Origin of the sequence: Methanosarcina sp., from assembly GCF_028693135.1 — an archaeon.
In the GTDB taxonomy this organism is placed as follows: domain Archaea; phylum Halobacteriota; class Methanosarcinia; order Methanosarcinales; family Methanosarcinaceae; genus Methanosarcina.
Map to the genome: position 1 here is coordinate 20868 of NZ_JAQUVZ010000015.1, position 16924 is coordinate 37791.

General features: G+C 44.9%; 9 protein-coding genes and 1 tRNA gene. 4 read left to right on the forward strand and 6 right to left on the reverse strand.

The annotated features are described in order from the left end of the window. Positions 1-2: 2 nt before the first annotated feature. The 6 genes from PHF18_RS09085 to PHF18_RS09110 form a co-directional block, all read right to left on the reverse strand. Positions 3-962, reverse strand: coding sequence for an ABC transporter permease (locus PHF18_RS09085; RefSeq protein WP_300101463.1), 960 nt, complete (start codon positions 960-962; stop codon positions 3-5). Then, positions 959-1942, reverse strand: a complete 984-nt coding sequence (locus PHF18_RS09090) for an ABC transporter permease (RefSeq protein WP_300101465.1) — start codon at positions 1940-1942, stop codon at positions 959-961. Before PHF18_RS09090 ends, PHF18_RS09085 begins: the two co-directional genes overlap by 4 nt. Positions 1943-1969: 27 nt before the next feature. After that, on the reverse strand, positions 1970-2830 hold the full coding sequence (locus PHF18_RS09095) for a class I SAM-dependent methyltransferase (protein WP_300101467.1): 861 nt from the start codon (positions 2828-2830) through the stop codon (positions 1970-1972). Continuing rightward, positions 2808-4505: an ABC transporter substrate-binding protein gene (locus PHF18_RS09100; RefSeq protein WP_300101470.1), complete on the reverse strand. Its 1698-nt coding sequence runs from the start codon at positions 4503-4505 to the stop codon at positions 2808-2810. The genes PHF18_RS09095 and PHF18_RS09100 overlap by 23 nt, the downstream gene beginning before the upstream one ends. A gap of 715 nt (positions 4506-5220) precedes the next feature. Continuing rightward, positions 5221-10701: a PKD domain-containing protein gene (locus tag PHF18_RS09105; RefSeq protein ID WP_300101472.1), complete on the reverse strand. Its 5481-nt coding sequence runs from the start codon at positions 10699-10701 to the stop codon at positions 5221-5223. A gap of 630 nt (positions 10702-11331) precedes the next feature. Continuing rightward, a tRNA-Met gene (locus PHF18_RS09110) sits at positions 11332-11441 on the reverse strand. A gap of 661 nt (positions 11442-12102) precedes the next feature. Here PHF18_RS09110 and PHF18_RS09115 point away from each other — a divergent pair. From PHF18_RS09115 to PHF18_RS09130, 4 genes are all read left to right on the forward strand, one after another. Further along, positions 12103-12486: a molybdopterin dinucleotide binding domain-containing protein gene (locus PHF18_RS09115; protein ID WP_300101475.1), complete on the forward strand. Its 384-nt coding sequence runs from the start codon at positions 12103-12105 to the stop codon at positions 12484-12486. A gap of 72 nt (positions 12487-12558) precedes the next feature. Further along, complete coding sequence (locus PHF18_RS09120; RefSeq protein ID WP_300101478.1) at positions 12559-13863, forward strand: formylmethanofuran dehydrogenase subunit B; 1305 nt, start codon at positions 12559-12561, stop codon at positions 13861-13863. A gap of 1 nt (position 13864) precedes the next feature. Further along, positions 13865-15583 (forward strand): formylmethanofuran dehydrogenase subunit A, encoded by a 1719-nt coding sequence (locus tag PHF18_RS09125; protein WP_300101481.1) that lies wholly within the window; start codon positions 13865-13867, stop codon positions 15581-15583. After that, positions 15584-16342 (forward strand): formylmethanofuran dehydrogenase subunit C, encoded by a 759-nt coding sequence (locus tag PHF18_RS09130; protein WP_300101484.1) that lies wholly within the window; start codon positions 15584-15586, stop codon positions 16340-16342. The last annotated feature ends 582 nt before the right edge of the window (positions 16343-16924 follow it).

Sequence of the window (16924 nt, forward strand, 5' to 3'; positions counted from 1 at the left end):
AATCAGAAACCTTTCTTTATCTTTAATTTCGGATCAAGTATTCTCTCCATATCCCTGCTTATGAATGCCAGACAGAGCAGGAGGAAAATGAGCATAAACAAAGGAGGCAGTAGCCACCATTGCCAGTAAGGTGTAAAATATATTGACCTGAAACCGGTTGCATGATTAAGCATCATCCCCCAGCTCTTGGAAGTAGGATCTCCGAGGCCCAGAAAGGCAAGCCCTGCTTCAGCTATAATTGCATGGGAAGATATGCCGATAACAAGCACAAGCAGAACAGGCATAACTTCAGGAAATATATGCCTCCAGAGCAGGTAAAATGGTTTTGCACCGTAATTTCGGGCGGCAATAATGTAGTTGTTCTGCTTTAATGACAGCGTCTGGGAACGTGCAATACGTGCAGGTTTGGCCCAGCTGAAAAGAACAAGTATGAAAATTACGTTAAGAATACTTGGTCCGAGAAAAGCAGATATTACAATCAGAAGAGGAAAACTTGGAAGAGCCATTGTCACATCAATTATTCTCATCAGGCCCTGATCAATGCGCCCTCCCATATATCCAGCCAGTATTCCGACAGCTCCTCCCCCAAAACCGGACAAAAAGGCTACTGCAAACCCTATTGTAAGACTCATTCTTGCACCGTAACATATCTGTGACCAGATATCCATACCAAGTTCATCAGTTCCGAGTATGTGTCCGGGACCCGGGGATTCAAGTGAATCCCCTGTGATCTTCTGAGGAGGATAAATTGTTATCACAGGAGCAAAAACTGCCATTAAAATGATACAGAGAATGCCAAGGATACCAATTTTACCTTCAGTACTGAACCTGGAGAATGGCTTAGCTATAGTCCTGAACCTGGAGAATGTCCTGGCTATACTGCTGACAATGCTGTTAATATGTAAAGCCTGAATAAAAGAGAGTATTCCGGCATTTCCAGAGGCAGCAATATCCTTTATCATATCACAACTCTCGGATCAAGTTTCCCGTATATTTTGTCAACCAGCAGATTGCAGATAAGTATGGAGACTGCAATTATCAGGAGAATACCCTGAATAAGAGGATAATCCCGGCCGACTACAGCACTTCTGAGCGTCATCCCTATGCCGGGATAAGAAAAAACACTCTCAACAAGTACAACACCACCCATCATTATACCGATCATAAAACCTGTTCTTGTTACTACCGGAAGCAGTGCATTTCGGAGTGCATGCCGGATCCATACGGTTTTTTCACCCAGGCCTTTGGCCCGGGCAGTCCTGATATAATCCTTTGTGGTCACTGTAATCAGAGTATTTCTGGTGAGCAGGTACACACCCGTCAGCTGTGAAAGTGATAGAGTCACAACAGGCAAAAAGGCATGACACAATATATCCCATGCCTGTTCTGCCGGACCATTATAGTTTGCGAAGGGAGTAATAGCACCTGCAAGCGGGAAAAGCCTGAGATATGCGCTAAAAATCAGAAGAAGGATCAGGCCGAGCAGAAATGAGGGAATTTCTGCAAAGGCAATCATACCCGTCATCATAATTCTGTCACTCCCCTTTTTCCGGTTCATTGCCGAAAGTGTTCCGAGAACCACACCGGAGATTGTACTGATTACGATAGCACCCACGACAATTAACATAGTCCAGGGGAGATGAAGCATTATTACATCACTGACCGGCATTTTGTAATAAATACTCCTGCCCAGGTCGCCCGTAATCAGATTTTTCATATATACTAAAAACTGTTCATAAAGCGGCCTGTCAAGTCCGTAATAGTTCATGTAATAAAGACGCTGCTCCTCTGTCATTACGATAATTTCTTCCCCGACCTCATCTGCGGAAGTGGTTGAGAACGGATCTCCGGGCATCATTCTTGGAAGGAAAAAATTTATGGCAAGAATTACAAAAAGGGTCGATAAAAACCTGAAAATAAACGAATTCCTGTCCTTTACCATCCAATCATCTGCCCCTTTACCACCCGATCATCTGCCGTTAACTTCCCAAACCATCATCCCGGTATATACATCCGACTCGGAACGATAGATTCCATCCGAAGAGGCATTCTGATAATAATCCATTATTTTTTCCTTTGTTTCGTCATCAAAATCCCGGCCTCTTCCAATGAACCCTATTGCCTGTTCTGCCGCTTCTTTCCAGTTTGTTTCGTCCTTCCATTCGGAATGGTTAATCCTGACTGAAGGCCTGTAGCCTGAGAGGTAAAGATACATGAATGGGTAAATTATGCCGTTCATGTTATTCTCGGATTTTTCCCCGAGTATCGAACTCCGGATATCACGATACGCCTTATCCTCAACTCTTCTAAGGAAGTTACTGTAATAACAGAGATTTTTTGAGCAGGCCATCATCATATTAAAGTTTTCAACATCCTTTATTCCGGGGGTCATGGAGGCAATTACAAGGTCGAATTCGTTCCGGAATCCAAGCTCATCTATGTCTGCCGTCCACCAGGAGCATTCAATGACATCTACCGGAAGAGACTCATTTTTTATGGCATCTTTTAGTCTGTTGAGCATTCCGGACGAGATATCAAGCGCAGTCACCTCTGCTCCGAGCCTTGAAAGAGGAAGAGAAAGGGTACCGGGTCCGCACCCGATATCCAGGACTCTGGAACCTTCCGGATTAAACCCGGTTTCTTCAAGAAATTCGAGAATCTCATCGGTTCTCTTCTTTCGTTTATCTTTTTCAATGTTATTGGCATAGTTATCGGAACGTTTGTTCCAGAAATCTGCCATCCTGCCCTCATCATGGACCAGCCCGTTTCCCGTGGCTTTATTCCAGCATTCGATCAGGCTATTAATATCATCTTTTTTCTGCAATTCCATCCCTCTCAAGATACGAAAGAATACTGTGTGTTCTTGCATGATGATCGTACATATTCATCCAACCATCGTATTTTGAAATGCGCCATACATCATACGAGGTAGTATAATAGAGCGGGATTGCAGGCACATCATTTGCAAGCACGGTCTGCATGTCGTATACAATTTCTTTCCGTTTCTCATCGTCAAGTTCCTGCAGTTCCTGAGTACCAAAAGCATTCAGGGTATCATTGTGGTAACCATACACTGCTGCACCGGATGACACACTGTTTGATGAATGTGAATCCGTATCACAGTACCTTGTACGAAGATAATCTGCATCCTGTCCCCAGCCTCCAAAGCCGCTTATCAGGAGTTCAAAGTCTCCGTTCTTCAGGTTTGTATCACGGGACTTGCTCTCAAGGGCTTTTACCTGAACGTCAACCCCCACTTCACTCAGCCTCTCTTTTATGAGTTCCCCGATACGAACTTCGCCACTGCCAAGGGACAATACATATGACAGTTTTTCCCCGTTTTTATCACGTATTCCATCCCCATCCGTATCAATCCATCCGGCCTCTTCAAGCAATGCTCCGGCCTTATCCGGATCATAGCTATATTCCGGCTGGTCGGGATTATACCATATGTGATCTTCTGGGAGTATGCCCATTTCACCGGGTTTTCCTGCACCTCTTGCGATCTTTTCCACCAGTTCCTCACGGTCAATGGCATAAGCAAAGGTCTGCCTTATTCTGCTGTCATTAAGCTCCGGACATTCTTTCATGTTGAAATAAAACTGGTAACCCCAGAAAGCTGGCTGCTGGACTACTCTTACATCAGGGTCTGATGTGAACCGATCAAGAATATCAGGGGATATACTTGTGAAATCTATTTGCCCCTGTTCAAAAGCTATTAATGAATCACTGACCGGAATAAATTCAACGGACTTAACAGCAGTATCCGGTCCCCAGAAATTGTCGTTTGTTACAAACCTGTATGATCCGTGCTCTTTATTGTACTCATCAAGAAGGAACGGGCCAGTACCGATGACTGCCTGCGGATCAAGGAAACTGGAAGGGTCCGAGACATTTTTGTAGATATGCTCAGGTATGACATTAAAACCCGTGAGCTTGTAAAGGAATGTTGAAACAGGCTGGACCAGCACGAATTTGACGGTATTGGGATCCACGACCTGGACATTATCTATAACCCCGGACTCAATTCCACCTGAGATAGGTACATTCTCCTGCTCATAATCGAAAGTGAATTTGACATCATTTGCTGTGAAAGGTTCCCCATCGCTCCAGGTGACACCTTTGCGGAGATGAAATGTATATTCTGTTCCATCTGCACTGACATCCCAGCTTTCAGCCAGCCAGGGAATTATACCGACTTCATCTCTTTCTAACAGACTGTCAAAGATCATTCCAACCTTTGATGAGCCAGGGCCCCTCGGATATATCGTAAATGGCTGGGGATAGCCATAATCTCCACCGCTAAGATAAGCAACATCCGCATGCTGTGATCCTTCAGCAGCATTCTCAGTCAGTGTCTCCTCAGCCAGGGCTTCTTCAGCCGGCATCCCCTTAGCCGATATTTCCTCAGCTTGGGAACTGTCCTGACTAACGCAGCCTGCCGTCATTAAGATCAGAGCTGTCAGGAAAACAGAAAATAATACTAATAATTTTTTTTTCTCCATTACAGAACACCCTTTTTTGTGAATTACCTACTAATCACCTGATAATCTGAATAAAAGACATTAACAACACACAACGATATTACCTAAACATATAAGAGTGTTACTAAATGAGCTTAAACTAAAAAAAAAGTAGAAAAAATTCCATCTCAAAACAATTTTGAATTTTACAATTGGGTGACATCTTCATTCAATTTTATTGTTGATTTATACTCATCCAGCTTTAAAATTCGGAACTTTTGGTCCCAAAATAGGGATACTTTACCAGAGGTTATTCCGAATAAAAAATATTGAGGGGTATAATTCGAAAATTTTGAGGTATAATTCGAAAAGAGAAGAATATAATTAGAAAAGTGAAGGTATAATTCGAAAAAAAGATTCATTTGGATTCGGTTAAGGTTTAAAATGTCAAAAAGTGTTATTTATTATGTTATATATATAGAAATTATGTTGGAAAATCGCTATACTTAGTATTCAAAATTGTGCATGAAATTCATTAACCAATGCCAAAAGAAAAGAGATTAATTTTCATTGATCACCATAGCTTATTTTCGTTTCCGGCTGAAATCCCCCATATATTTCGTTTCTACAATTAGAAAGAATGGTTTACCTGTTATAGACGGTATTCTCGCGGCGCTCAATGGAGCGCCGCTATTATCCTGAGAATTGCAGCATTTTGCTGAGAAAACATACTTTTTTATCAGTGGCTGAATAGTTACTATTTATTTTCTTTTGTTTGCCGATAGACCATGTACGCTCCGACAATGAGGAGCAACAACAGAAACGGAAACATGAAGCCTATACGACTGGAGGTTCCAGATACGTCATTTTCCTCAGAACCAGTCTCCGGGAGCTTCTCTTGTTCGTCATAGATGGATTTTTCAGAACCAGAAACTTGAGATTCTCCTGTAATCTCCTTTTCTCCCAAAAGATCCGGATCAGAATCTCCCGGAGCACTTCCATCCTCAACTGTCGAAGAAGCAGGACGGATCGTAGCCGAGCCGGTCCCACTGCCTCCATTACGCGGAATAGAGATTTTCTCGGCTGTTATGGAGAACGGGGAAAAACCTGGGGTTTCTGCACGGAAATAGTAATAGTCATCATCCGAACCGGTTTCCCAGGTATTAAGAGACTGCCATTCCCCATCATGGTACCTGTTTAGCCGGACAGTGCCCTGAACAACTGTTTCCATCCAGGCTCTGGTAACTCTGAAATCAATAAACTTTGAGTCGGAACCAGTCTCATTCATAACCGTGTGGTTGCTGCAGTAAATGTTTATGTGCTGGTAAACATCCCCTTCGGGGTCTTCTGAAACCTCAGACGCCCTAACTTTCAGGACTTCGACAAAGACCGAAACATTTCCGGCTGAAGAAGCATTGAAAGAGACTCCGAGAATGCTGTTGTCACCGGTATTGTCAGGGTCCTCCGTGAAATCAAAGGTCACAGATTCGTTTTCCTCGACCTTCCTGATCGGCAGCACTACAGTGTTATTGATGTTTTCTTTGTCCTCCGTGGAATCCGTGATAAGGAAATTCCATGTATGGTTTATAGCAGCACTGCCGTTTGAAACCCTGGTTGTTACGGTATACTTGCCCGCAAAAAGGCTGCTATTTTCGACACTTGTGTAATCGTTCCTGAACTGCTCGTTCTCCCAGAGGACTTTGGGAGAGAGTAAAAGAGACGCATACGCACTATTTTCCGTATTCCCTTCCGAGAACTCGTTCCCGTTCACATACCAGGTAAAGTCACAAAGCATGTGGGTCGAGATGTTGAACTCCTGGACAGGGTCTCTCACGTGCAGCAGTTTCAGAGCTTTCGGGTTATAGTCAGCAATCGGGGTGACTATGACCTCGTTTTCACCTTCAACAGGTATGGATACCAAATCTTCTGCTGACACGTTCCCTTCAATTTCGAAGAGCCCGAAGTCCGAATAAAGCGGAGCTTTCAGGGTGTAAACCAGCTGCTTGGGCTCCCCTGCAAAACAGTTTCCCCAGACCCATTTATTGAGGGAGGAGTCGAATTCCGCACCTGCGTTGTCTATGGGAACCAGGGTCCAGCCGGCAGGGAGATCTTCCACTACGATAAGGTCCCTGAGGTCCCAGGCGCTTTCGATGGAAAGGTTTGCAGTAAATTCCTCACCGGGATAAACGCTGGCCTTTGACAGAGTCCTTTTTGAAATGACCGGATGTGCCAGGACGTTGATGCAGCCCTCCACAACCCTCGTATTGTTTCCATAAGCATTGGAAACATACAGGCTCACATTGTAGCTTCCCGGAGTTACATAGGTATGAACAGGGCTTTCCTCAGTGTAATCTACCTGCCCGTCCCCATCAACGTCCCATTCCCGAGAAACGGCATTGTAAGACTCATCAGTGAACCTGACAGTCAAAGGCGCTGGCCCTGTCATAAGGCTTGCCGAAAAGTTTGCTGCAGGAAGGAAGGGCTGTATTGTGACATTGATGAAGTCTTCAACGGTCTTATTTACCGTTGTCCCGTTTCCGCTTGCACCCAGAGTGACGGTATAAAGGCCGCGTTCCTCGTAGATGTGCACAGGATTCCTTTCATTTGAGCCGCCCCCGTCCCCGAAGTCCCATTCAACTGATTCGGCATAGCTTGAATTATCCATAAACTGCACAGTCAGTGGATAAGGGCCAGTGGTCACGCTTGCGCCAAAATCAGGGATTGGGAGAAGGGTGACGTTGACGTAATTTTTAACTGTCTTTGTTACGGAAGTCTCGTTGCCGGTTGCAGTCAGGGAAACCGAATACAGGCCAGCAGCAGAGTATGTATGGATCGGATTGAGTTCATTTGAGCTATCCCCATCACCGAAATTCCATTTAAGGGTTTCAGCATACTGAGACTCATCAGTGAACTGAACTGTCAACGGGTAAAGTCCTTCAGTAATGTTTGCACTGAAAGCAGGAACAGGAGGAATGGCCACATTGATGTAACGATCAATGGTTTTAGTCACTGAAGTTCCATTTCCGGTTGCTGTAAGGGAAACAGTGTACAGACCAGCTTCAGAATAGGTATGAATGGGATTCAGGCCAGTTGAACTACTTCCATCTCCGAAGTTCCATTCAACAGACTCAGCATACTGAGACTCATCAGTGAACTGGACGGATAAAGGAAAGGTACCATCAGTAACATTCGCACTGAAGTCAGGAACAGGAGGAATTGTAACATTAATACAGTCTTCAACGGTTTTTGTAACGGATGTTCCATTTCCTGTTGCTGTAAGGAAAACAGTATACAAACCAGCTTCCGAATAAGTATGAACAGGATTCAGGCCAGTTGAACTGCTTCCGTCTCCGAAGTTCCATTCAACAGACTCAGCGTACTGTGATTCGTCAGTGAACTGAACTGTCAATGGGAAGGTACCTTCAGTAATGTTTGCACTGAAAGCAGGAACAGGAGGAGTAGTCACATTGATGTAACGATCAATGGTTTTAGTCACTGAAGTTCCATTTCCGGTTGCTGTAAGGGAAACAGTGTACAGACCAGCTTCAGAATAGGTATGAACAGGATTCAGTTCAATTGAACTACTTCCATCTCCGAATTTCCATTCAACAGACTCAACGTACTGTGATTCGTCAGTGAACTGGACGGATAAAGGAAAGGTACCATCAGTAACATTCGCACTGAAGTCAGGAACAGGAGGAATTGTAACATTAATACAGTCTTCAACGGTTTTTGTAACGGATGTTCCATTTCCTGTTGCTGTAAGGAAAACAGTATACAAACCAGCTTCCGAATAAGTATGAACAGGATTCAGGCCAGTTGAACTGCTTCCATCTCCGAAGTTCCATTCAACAGACTCAGCGTACTGTGATTCGTCAGTGAACTGGACTGTCAATGGGAAGGTACCTTCAGTAATGTTTGCACTGAAAGCAGGAACAGGAGGAGTAGTCACATTGATGTAACCAATCACGGTTTTTGAAACTGAACTCCTATTTCCGATTGTAATTAACGAAACACTGTATAATCCAGCTTCAGAATAGGTATGGACAGGATTTATGGCAGTTGAACTGTTTCCATCTCCGAAATTCCATTCTACGGTTTCAGCGTACTGTGATTCGTCAGTGAACTGGATGGATAGAGGAAAGGTACCTTCAGTGACATTCGCACTGAAGTCAGGAACAGGAGGAGTTGTAACATTAATACAGTCTTCAACGGTTTTTGTAACGGATGTTCCATTTCCGGTTGCTGTAAGGGAAACAGTGTACAGACCAGCTTCCGAATAAGTATGAACGGGATTCAGGCCGGTTGAACTGCTTCCGTCTCCGAAATTCCATTCTACGGTTTCAGCGTACTGTGATTCATCAGTGAACTGGACGGATAGAGGGAAGGTACCTTCAGTGACATTCGCACTGAAGTCAGGAACAGGAGGAGTTGTAACATTAATACAGTCTTCAACGGTTTTTGTAACGGATGTTCCATTTCCAGTTGCTGTAAGGGATACAGTATACAGACCAGCTTCTAAATAGGTATGAATGGGATTCAGGCCAGTTGAATTGCTTCCGTCTCCGAAGTTCCATTCAACGGTTTCAACGTACTGAGACTCATCAGTGAACTGGACTGTTAACGGGAAAGTACCTTCAGTGATGTTGGTACTGAAATCGGGAATTGGCAACGCTTGCACGAATATATAATCTTCCCGGACAGATGTATCGGAACTGCCTACCGAATTATTCACTGTTAGTGATACAGTATGATATCCGGGCTCAAAATATGTGTGTGTGGAGTTTTGAAGCTCCGAACTGTTTCCGTCTCCGAAGTCCCAGTGCCAGGATGCTGCATTTTCGGACAGGTCATAGAAACTCACAGTAAGCGGCTGGATTCCCAGAGTCACATTGGAGTCAAAATTTGCCACAGGAAGAGGGACCAGAGGAGCAGTCCATTCGATACTTGCCTGATTTGACGTGACGGTCTCGCCTGCGGTGTTCACAAAGCTTGCTTCTATAAAGTCAGTACCCGTGGAAGTCCCGGAATAGCTGAAATTAGCCCGCCCGGCTGCGTCCGTTGTAGCAGAGCCGCTCTGGCCTGCATTCGGGCCTGAAACGACCATGAAACTGACCACTTTTCCCTCGAAGGGATTTCCGTCATCGTCCTGCACCACAGAGGTGAGGGTATATTGAGACCCGACAGAACCGTTTCCTGAAGCAGGGGACAGGAGAATCCCTTCGCCTACCATCGCAGTGGTTGATTTCAGGAAAAAATATGAAAAGAATATGTTGTCATCATTAGAAGGGTTCTTAGTAAAGACCGAAATGTCGGTATCCCCGTTGTTTACGAAAGGTAGAAGGTTGTAGAGTTCGTCATCAGTCCGTGGATTGCTCGGGCCTGCTAATGGGTTAGAAGGATTTTCAATGCTGTCGTCCAATCCTCCTACAGTCAAAAGCGCGCCGTTACCACCGTATCCATCATCTTCCCCTCCGGCCGAACTGGTAACCCTTACTCCGTTTACATCAACATTACTGACCTGGCCACCCCCGCTAGCCTGGTAACTGTAAGATATGCCAAGTCCCATATTAACCATTAAATTCGCATTACCTTTATTGATGGGGTCCCCAAGCTTGATGCTGAAGGTATCCCCTGTTGGGTCCTGACAACCAAACAGCAGTATGACTGTATTATCTTCCACCTGGTTAGGGTCCTCAAATATTACTACTAAAACTTCTCCGTCAGAAGAAGATGCGCTGGTTTCTGTAATGGTGAAGTCAATCCTCCCTGCCGGGGCTACATCAACTACAGGTTTAACAAACGATGTAACATCTGCCCAATAGTTATGGCAGGTCGAACTGGTTGCAGTATTATTCCACACGACTGTATTCCCATTAATCAGAACACTTCCTTCAGGAATATGACGACCCCACGCTCCAGCAGCGATAAGATAAGCACTTTTTACAGTAGCGCCCGTGGGTTTTTCCACCTGAATAATACCACTGCCGTCGGTGCCTAACCCGTCCACGGAGACACTTATTTTCCCGGTTTCCGTGACCATGGGTTGCAAAGAAGTGCTTGAAGAGCTTCCTCCAACAAGTGTGTGGGGAGTGTTTAGAGTCAAATCATTTTCCAGGGCAATGCCCGGGGTCATTTCATTTTCTGCACTTACCTGCAAAGGCAGTGAAGAGAACAAAATAAAAGCTGCAAATAAAATAGAAATAGCTTTTACAAGAGTTCCGGATTCGGATTTCATTTTTCACACCTAAAATCGTTTTCAAGGTTCATTTTTACGGTTAAAGAGCAATGTGTGGCTAACTGACGAAAGGGGAGAGTAAAAATGTAACAACATGGTTATAAAAACAAACATAACTTGTTATAAATAAGTAAGAAAGTAAAAGAGTTAATATTATAAAAGAGTAACGTTAAAAGCAAATGAATAAAAATGAGAAATAAGGATGCATAAGGCATTATTTAGGAGAATAAAAATGCTTAGACTCATCCGACAAACTTTTGATGAAAGTTGACACAGATGATACTGATATTCTCATATGGAAAGAACTTAAAGGTATATCTTGCCTTTATGAAAAATAGTGGACAAACCGACAAGATAATTCCTGCATTTTTCTACACTTGTATACCATCTGAAAAATGAAGGAAAGTAATAAAAAAAATAGTTAGCTTAATCATTTTTAGACAAAAGAGAATGGAAGATATTAAGGAGGGTATTTAAAAAATTTAACCGAGTACATGAAATTAATTGCCCTCTATGGCAGCTTTAGAAATGAAAAATACTTGGTAAGCGACTCAATTTTACTGATTCATGAAGTGAACTTCCAAAATAAGAGTTACCGGAAAGCACATTGCATTAGAAAAAGAATTAAAGTGCCCGGAGCGTGACTCGAACACGCGACCTCCAGATATCTCAGGAGATTAAAGACGCCTCATATAAGGTCCCTATGAGTCTGGCGCCCCAACCGACTAGGCTATCCGGGCTTGCAACACACAAATGGACAAAGATATATTAAAGGGTAACGATCGGAATAGAGAAAAATTGGGTGTTTCATAATTTTTTTTACAAGAAATGCGGCAGAAGAATAAAACAGACAGAACAGCAGGTATTAAGGGGATGGAAAGAGCACCAGTAAGCACGTTATGTTAGGGGTAACATAATAGGGTAATATATAATAAAAGGGATTATTGAGGTATGGTCAGTATAACGAATATATATATAATTTAAAAGACATAATAAATATATTTCACATAAATTTTTAAAAACGAGGGAAACCAGGGAAAGTCACCCATGTTGGGTTTCCATCAATTGAGGCATAATTTGAAAATGCCGTATATTTATAAATCTGCATAAATATATATAAAACATATAATTATAATGAAAAATCGATATAAAAATCGGATAAGAAAAGACGCCCTGAGATTCCAGGTCCAGACAGTAGAGCCACTGAAACTACGAGACCTCAAAGCTGGATCTGTCAGGGGCCCACTCTCAAAAGAGGGACATCGTCCCTGATTCGATTTAAACATTATCAACGAACTTCTGAACCAGTATGAACCTGATCAATTAATTCTTAAAAAATTCATCGAAGATAACAATTCAGCTTATTGAAACTTTAAAATACACCCCAGATGAGGAATTTCCATGAAAATAAAAGCAAATCTCATATCCGGAAGGACCGCCAACCAGGGCGCACATCTGGAAGCAAAAACACACAAAGGTTATTTTGATGCCTGTGCTTACTGCGAACTGAACTCCGCAGACCTTGAGAAGCTGGGTGCCTCCGAGGGGGACAGCCTGAAGGTTACCACCGAGTTTGGGGAAGTGGTGGTATTTGCAAAGGCAAATGGAGGAAATCCAGATGGCCTTGCCTTTATCCCTATGGGCCCCTGGGCAAATGCAGTGCTGAGCCCTGACACCCATGGCTGCGGAATGCCAGGATTCAAAGGCGTCCCTGCGGAAATTGAGGTCACGGATGAAAAGCCTCTGGACATGAAGTCCCTGATGAAGAAGTATTTGGAAGATTAAAGGTCCCCTGAAACAAAAAAATCACATTTTCATCCAGGTCCGGAGAAACTGGAAAAAATCGGAGGAAAAAATATGCCAGTAATTAAAGACGCAGTATGTTCCCTCTGCGGGTCCCTCTGCGACGATATCACAGTCACTGTTGAAGATAATAAGATTACAAAAATCGAAAATGCCTGCATTCTCGGGCACAGCAAGTTTGTCGGCATGTTCGAGCATGACAGAATAGAAACCCCGATGATCAGAAAAGATGGGGAACTTGTGCCTGTCTCCTATGAGGAGGCAATCGAGGCTGCCGCAAAAATCCTGGTAAATTCCAAGAGGACACTTTCCTACGGCTGGTGCTCTACCTCCTGTGAAGCGATCAGTGGAGCAATTAAGCTTGCCGAAGAAACCGGTTCACTTATAGATTCTACAGCAAACGTCTGCCACGGGCCATCAGCCCTTGCTGCCCAGGAGAAAGGCTCTCCTTCAGCCTCCCTTGGAGTAATAAAGAACAGGGCAGATGTAATCGTCTTCTGGGGCTGCAACCCTGTACATGCACACCCCAGACATATGTCCCGTTACTCAAGCTTTTCAAAAGGCTTATTTACCGAGAAAGGGCGGAAAGCCAGGACGATGACAGTTATTGATGTCAGAAAAACCGACACTGCAAAACTCGCTGATAAGTATGTGGAAATTGAACAGGGCTCAGACCTGCTCCTTGTAACTGCTCTCCGCTCAATCGTAAACGGGCATGAGGATGTTGTACCGGAAACCATTGCAGGTGTTCCTAAAGCTGAAATCATTGAGCTTGCAGAAACCCTGAAAAACGGAAAGTTTGTCTGTATTTTCTTCGGTATGGGAGTCACCCAGTCCCGCTCAAAGTACAAGAACGGAGATGCCATGGCTTCCCTCATTTCAGACCTGAACCAGCACACAAAAGCCGTAATGATAGGAATGCGCGGGCACTATAACGTTACAGGTTTCGGACAGGTAGCAACCTGGGAGACAGGCTTCCCAATGGCAATTGACTTTGCAAAAGGATATCCCTATTACAACCCCGGAGAAACCGGAGCAAACGATCTGCTTGTGCGTGAGGAGCCGGACGCTGCAATTATAGCTGCAGCTGATGCAGGGGCACACTTCCCCCAAAAAGCAGTCAGGCATCTTGCAAGAATCCCTGTAATCCAGATTGACCCATATGCCAACCCTACAACCGAACTTGCAGATGTGGTGATTCCATCGGCAATTGTGGGAATCGAAGCAGAGGGTACAGCTTACCGCATGGACGCAATTTCCCTCCACATGAAGAAATTGATTGATTCAAAATTCAAGACCGACGAAGAAATCGTAAAAGACCTGACTGTAAAGGTCAGGGAACTGAAGAGAGGTGCATAAGATGTCGGAAATCCTGATTAAAAACGCCAGCGTCTGTGATCCTGCGCAGGGTATTAACTGCGAGACTATGGACATCTGCATAAGAGACGGCAAGATAGTAGACAGCGTCTCTGAAAACGCGAAGGTTATCGATGCAGAAGGCAAGCTTACCATGGCCGGGGGCTTTGACGGGCATACCCACAGCGCCGGAAAAATTAACGTAGGCCGCTTCATCAATCCAAATGATGCAAGGAAAAACCTCGTACCCGGACTTTCGGGCCAGGTTGCACGCACAGAAAAGACGAGAGCGCAGGTAGGGTACAACACTCCCAATACTTACGCAATCGGGTACAGGTATGCAAAACTCGGGTACACAACTATCTGTGAGGCTGCAATTCCTCTGCTTGCTGCAAGGCACACCCATGAGGAATTTAAGGAAATACCCATCCTTGACAAAATGGGCCTCTCCCTCTTCGGAAGCAACTGGCAGGTTATGGAATACATCAGGGACAAAGAACCTGAAAAACTCGCAGCTTATATTGCATGGGGCCTGAAAGCCTCAAGAGGATATGGAGTAAAGATCGTAAACCCGGGCGGTGGGGAAGCCTGGGGCTGGGGCAAGAACGTGAGCGGACTCTATGACCCCGTCCCGAACTTTGATGTAACCCCTGCAGAGATCCTCATGGGGCTTGCAGAAGCTAATGAGCGCCTGCAGCTCCCTCACTCCGTACATGTGCACTGCAACAACCTGGGAAAGCCTGGTAACTATGCAACCACCATAGAGACCATGAAGCTTTTTGAAAAGGTAAAGCCAAGCAGGGACAGGCAGTCTCTTCACGTTACTCACGTGCAGTTCAACGCCTATGCAGGCACTTCCTGGAGGGACTTTGAGACAGGAGCCCCAATGGTTTCAGATTACATTAACGGGGCAAACCATCTGACTTTCGACCTTGGACAGGTCATCTTTGGCCCTGCAGTGACCATGACTGCAGACGGACCGGTAGAATACGCAAACTCAAGGATGCTGCACGAGAAGTGGAGCAACCAGGACATCGAACTTGAAGATGCTTCCGGGGTTGTGCCCCTGTTCTATTCCCCCAAGAGCTTCGTAAATGCAGTCCAGTGGGCAATCGGGCTTGAGCTTGCTCTGCTCGTAAAAGACCCCTGGAAAATCATGTTCACAACCGACAGCCCTAACGGCGGCTCTTTCGTGAACTATCCTGAAGCCTTTACCTACCTGATGAGTGCAAAAAGGAGAGAAGAGGTCATCTCAGGCTTTTCCAAGATGGCTCTTGACAGAATGGTGCTGCCCGGAATTGACAGAGAACTGGACTTCTACGAGCTTGCTGTCATGACCCGGAGTGCCCAGTCAAAGATATACAGCAGACCGGAGAAAGGAAACCTGAAAGCAGGATCAGATGCAGATATTGCAATTTATGACATCCTCCCAGGCCAGATTGACCCGGCTACTGAGTACCAAAAAGTAAAGAAAGCTTTCTCAGGTGCCGCGTATACCCTCAAAGACGGAGTTGTCGTTGTAAAAGACGGAGAAATCGAAGCCACTCCTAAAGGCAGGATCTACTGGGTGAATGCAAAGGTCCCCGAAAACATAGACAGCCCCATGCAGAAAGATCTGGACCTCAAGTTTAAGAAGTACTACACGGTGAGCAAATCCAACTATATGGTTGAGGATATGTACCTCGAGAACCCTGTTGAAATCGGCACAGAAGGGGTGTTCTAAATGCAGGTTGTAAAACTTTCCCTCAAAAAAGCAAATAAAATCCCCATTGAAGCCGATAATGTAAACCCTGACAACTTTGCAGGCAAGACCGCAGAAGAGATAAAGGCGATTTCGGTCTGGCACGGAAACGGACAGTTCCCCCTCGGGGACCTCTTCAATGTAGAGGTCGAAGGCAGCGACTCCGTGGAAAACACAATGATTGTTTTCGAAGGCGATGTCTCCAGGGTAAAACGCATCGGGCAAAACATGAGCGCCGGAGAGATCGAGATCAACGGCAACGTGGATATGCACTGCGGCTTTGGTATGAAGGGTGGAAAGGTTGTAATCAACGGCGATGCTGACAGCTGGCTCGGCTGCGAGATGACAGGTGGAGAAATTATTCTCAACGGAAACGCTTCCTATTATGTAGGTTCAGGTTACCGCGGAGAGGCCTGCGGCATGCGCGGAGGAAAGATTACCATCAATGGCAATACAAAGGACTACCTCGGAGAACACATGTGCGGAGGAGAGATCCTCGTAAAAGGCAATGTAGGGCTCCTTCCCGCAATCTCAAACAACGGCGGAAAAGTAGTCATTGAAGGCAACGCAACCATGCCTGCAAGCGAAATGAAGAACGGTACGGTCATCATCAAAGGTGAGGTATCCGATCTGCTCCCCTCCTACAAAGAAGAAGGGACGGAAGAAGTAGAAGGCGTTACATACCGCAAGTTCGTAGGCGATGTTAACGTCGGCGGAAAAGGCGTTTTGCTTATAAAGTGAACGATTTGAAGTACTTGAAGTGAACTACCCATCAGTGAAGTAACGGGCTTCCTGCTTCATACCTCGAACTACCGTTCATAAGTCCACAGGCTCTACCCTCTGTTCCAGAGGTGAAGAAAGATCAAATTGGTTCTGGTTTCCCTGGCTTGGTTATCGCTTAGGAATTCAGTACATAGAATAGGACAGAATAGTATTTAGAGGTTAGCAGATAGCGAAAATATGGGACGTTGACGGCATTCATCCCGCCACTAAAGTAACAGGCATTCTGCCTTCGACTTTCGTAAATGTATGGCTGAAGTAAATGTATGGCGGATAAGAAATCGAAGTAAACAGACTCCGCAGAGTTTTTTCTTATCCGCTTTATTGCTTTTTTATACTCCCTGGTTAATTAGTTGGTATTATTCCGAAATGCCCTTTTGTTGCATCTCCTTTTCCTTATTTCCACGCGTTGCGCCACCCGAGTTTCGCTTCGGGATCTCAGGAAATCGGAGATTTTCTGGGAGTTGCACTGCAAGTGCAACAGCACGAGGTCCTTTTCGCTGCGCTCAAGAGGACTACTTGATGGATTTTTAGCAGTGAACT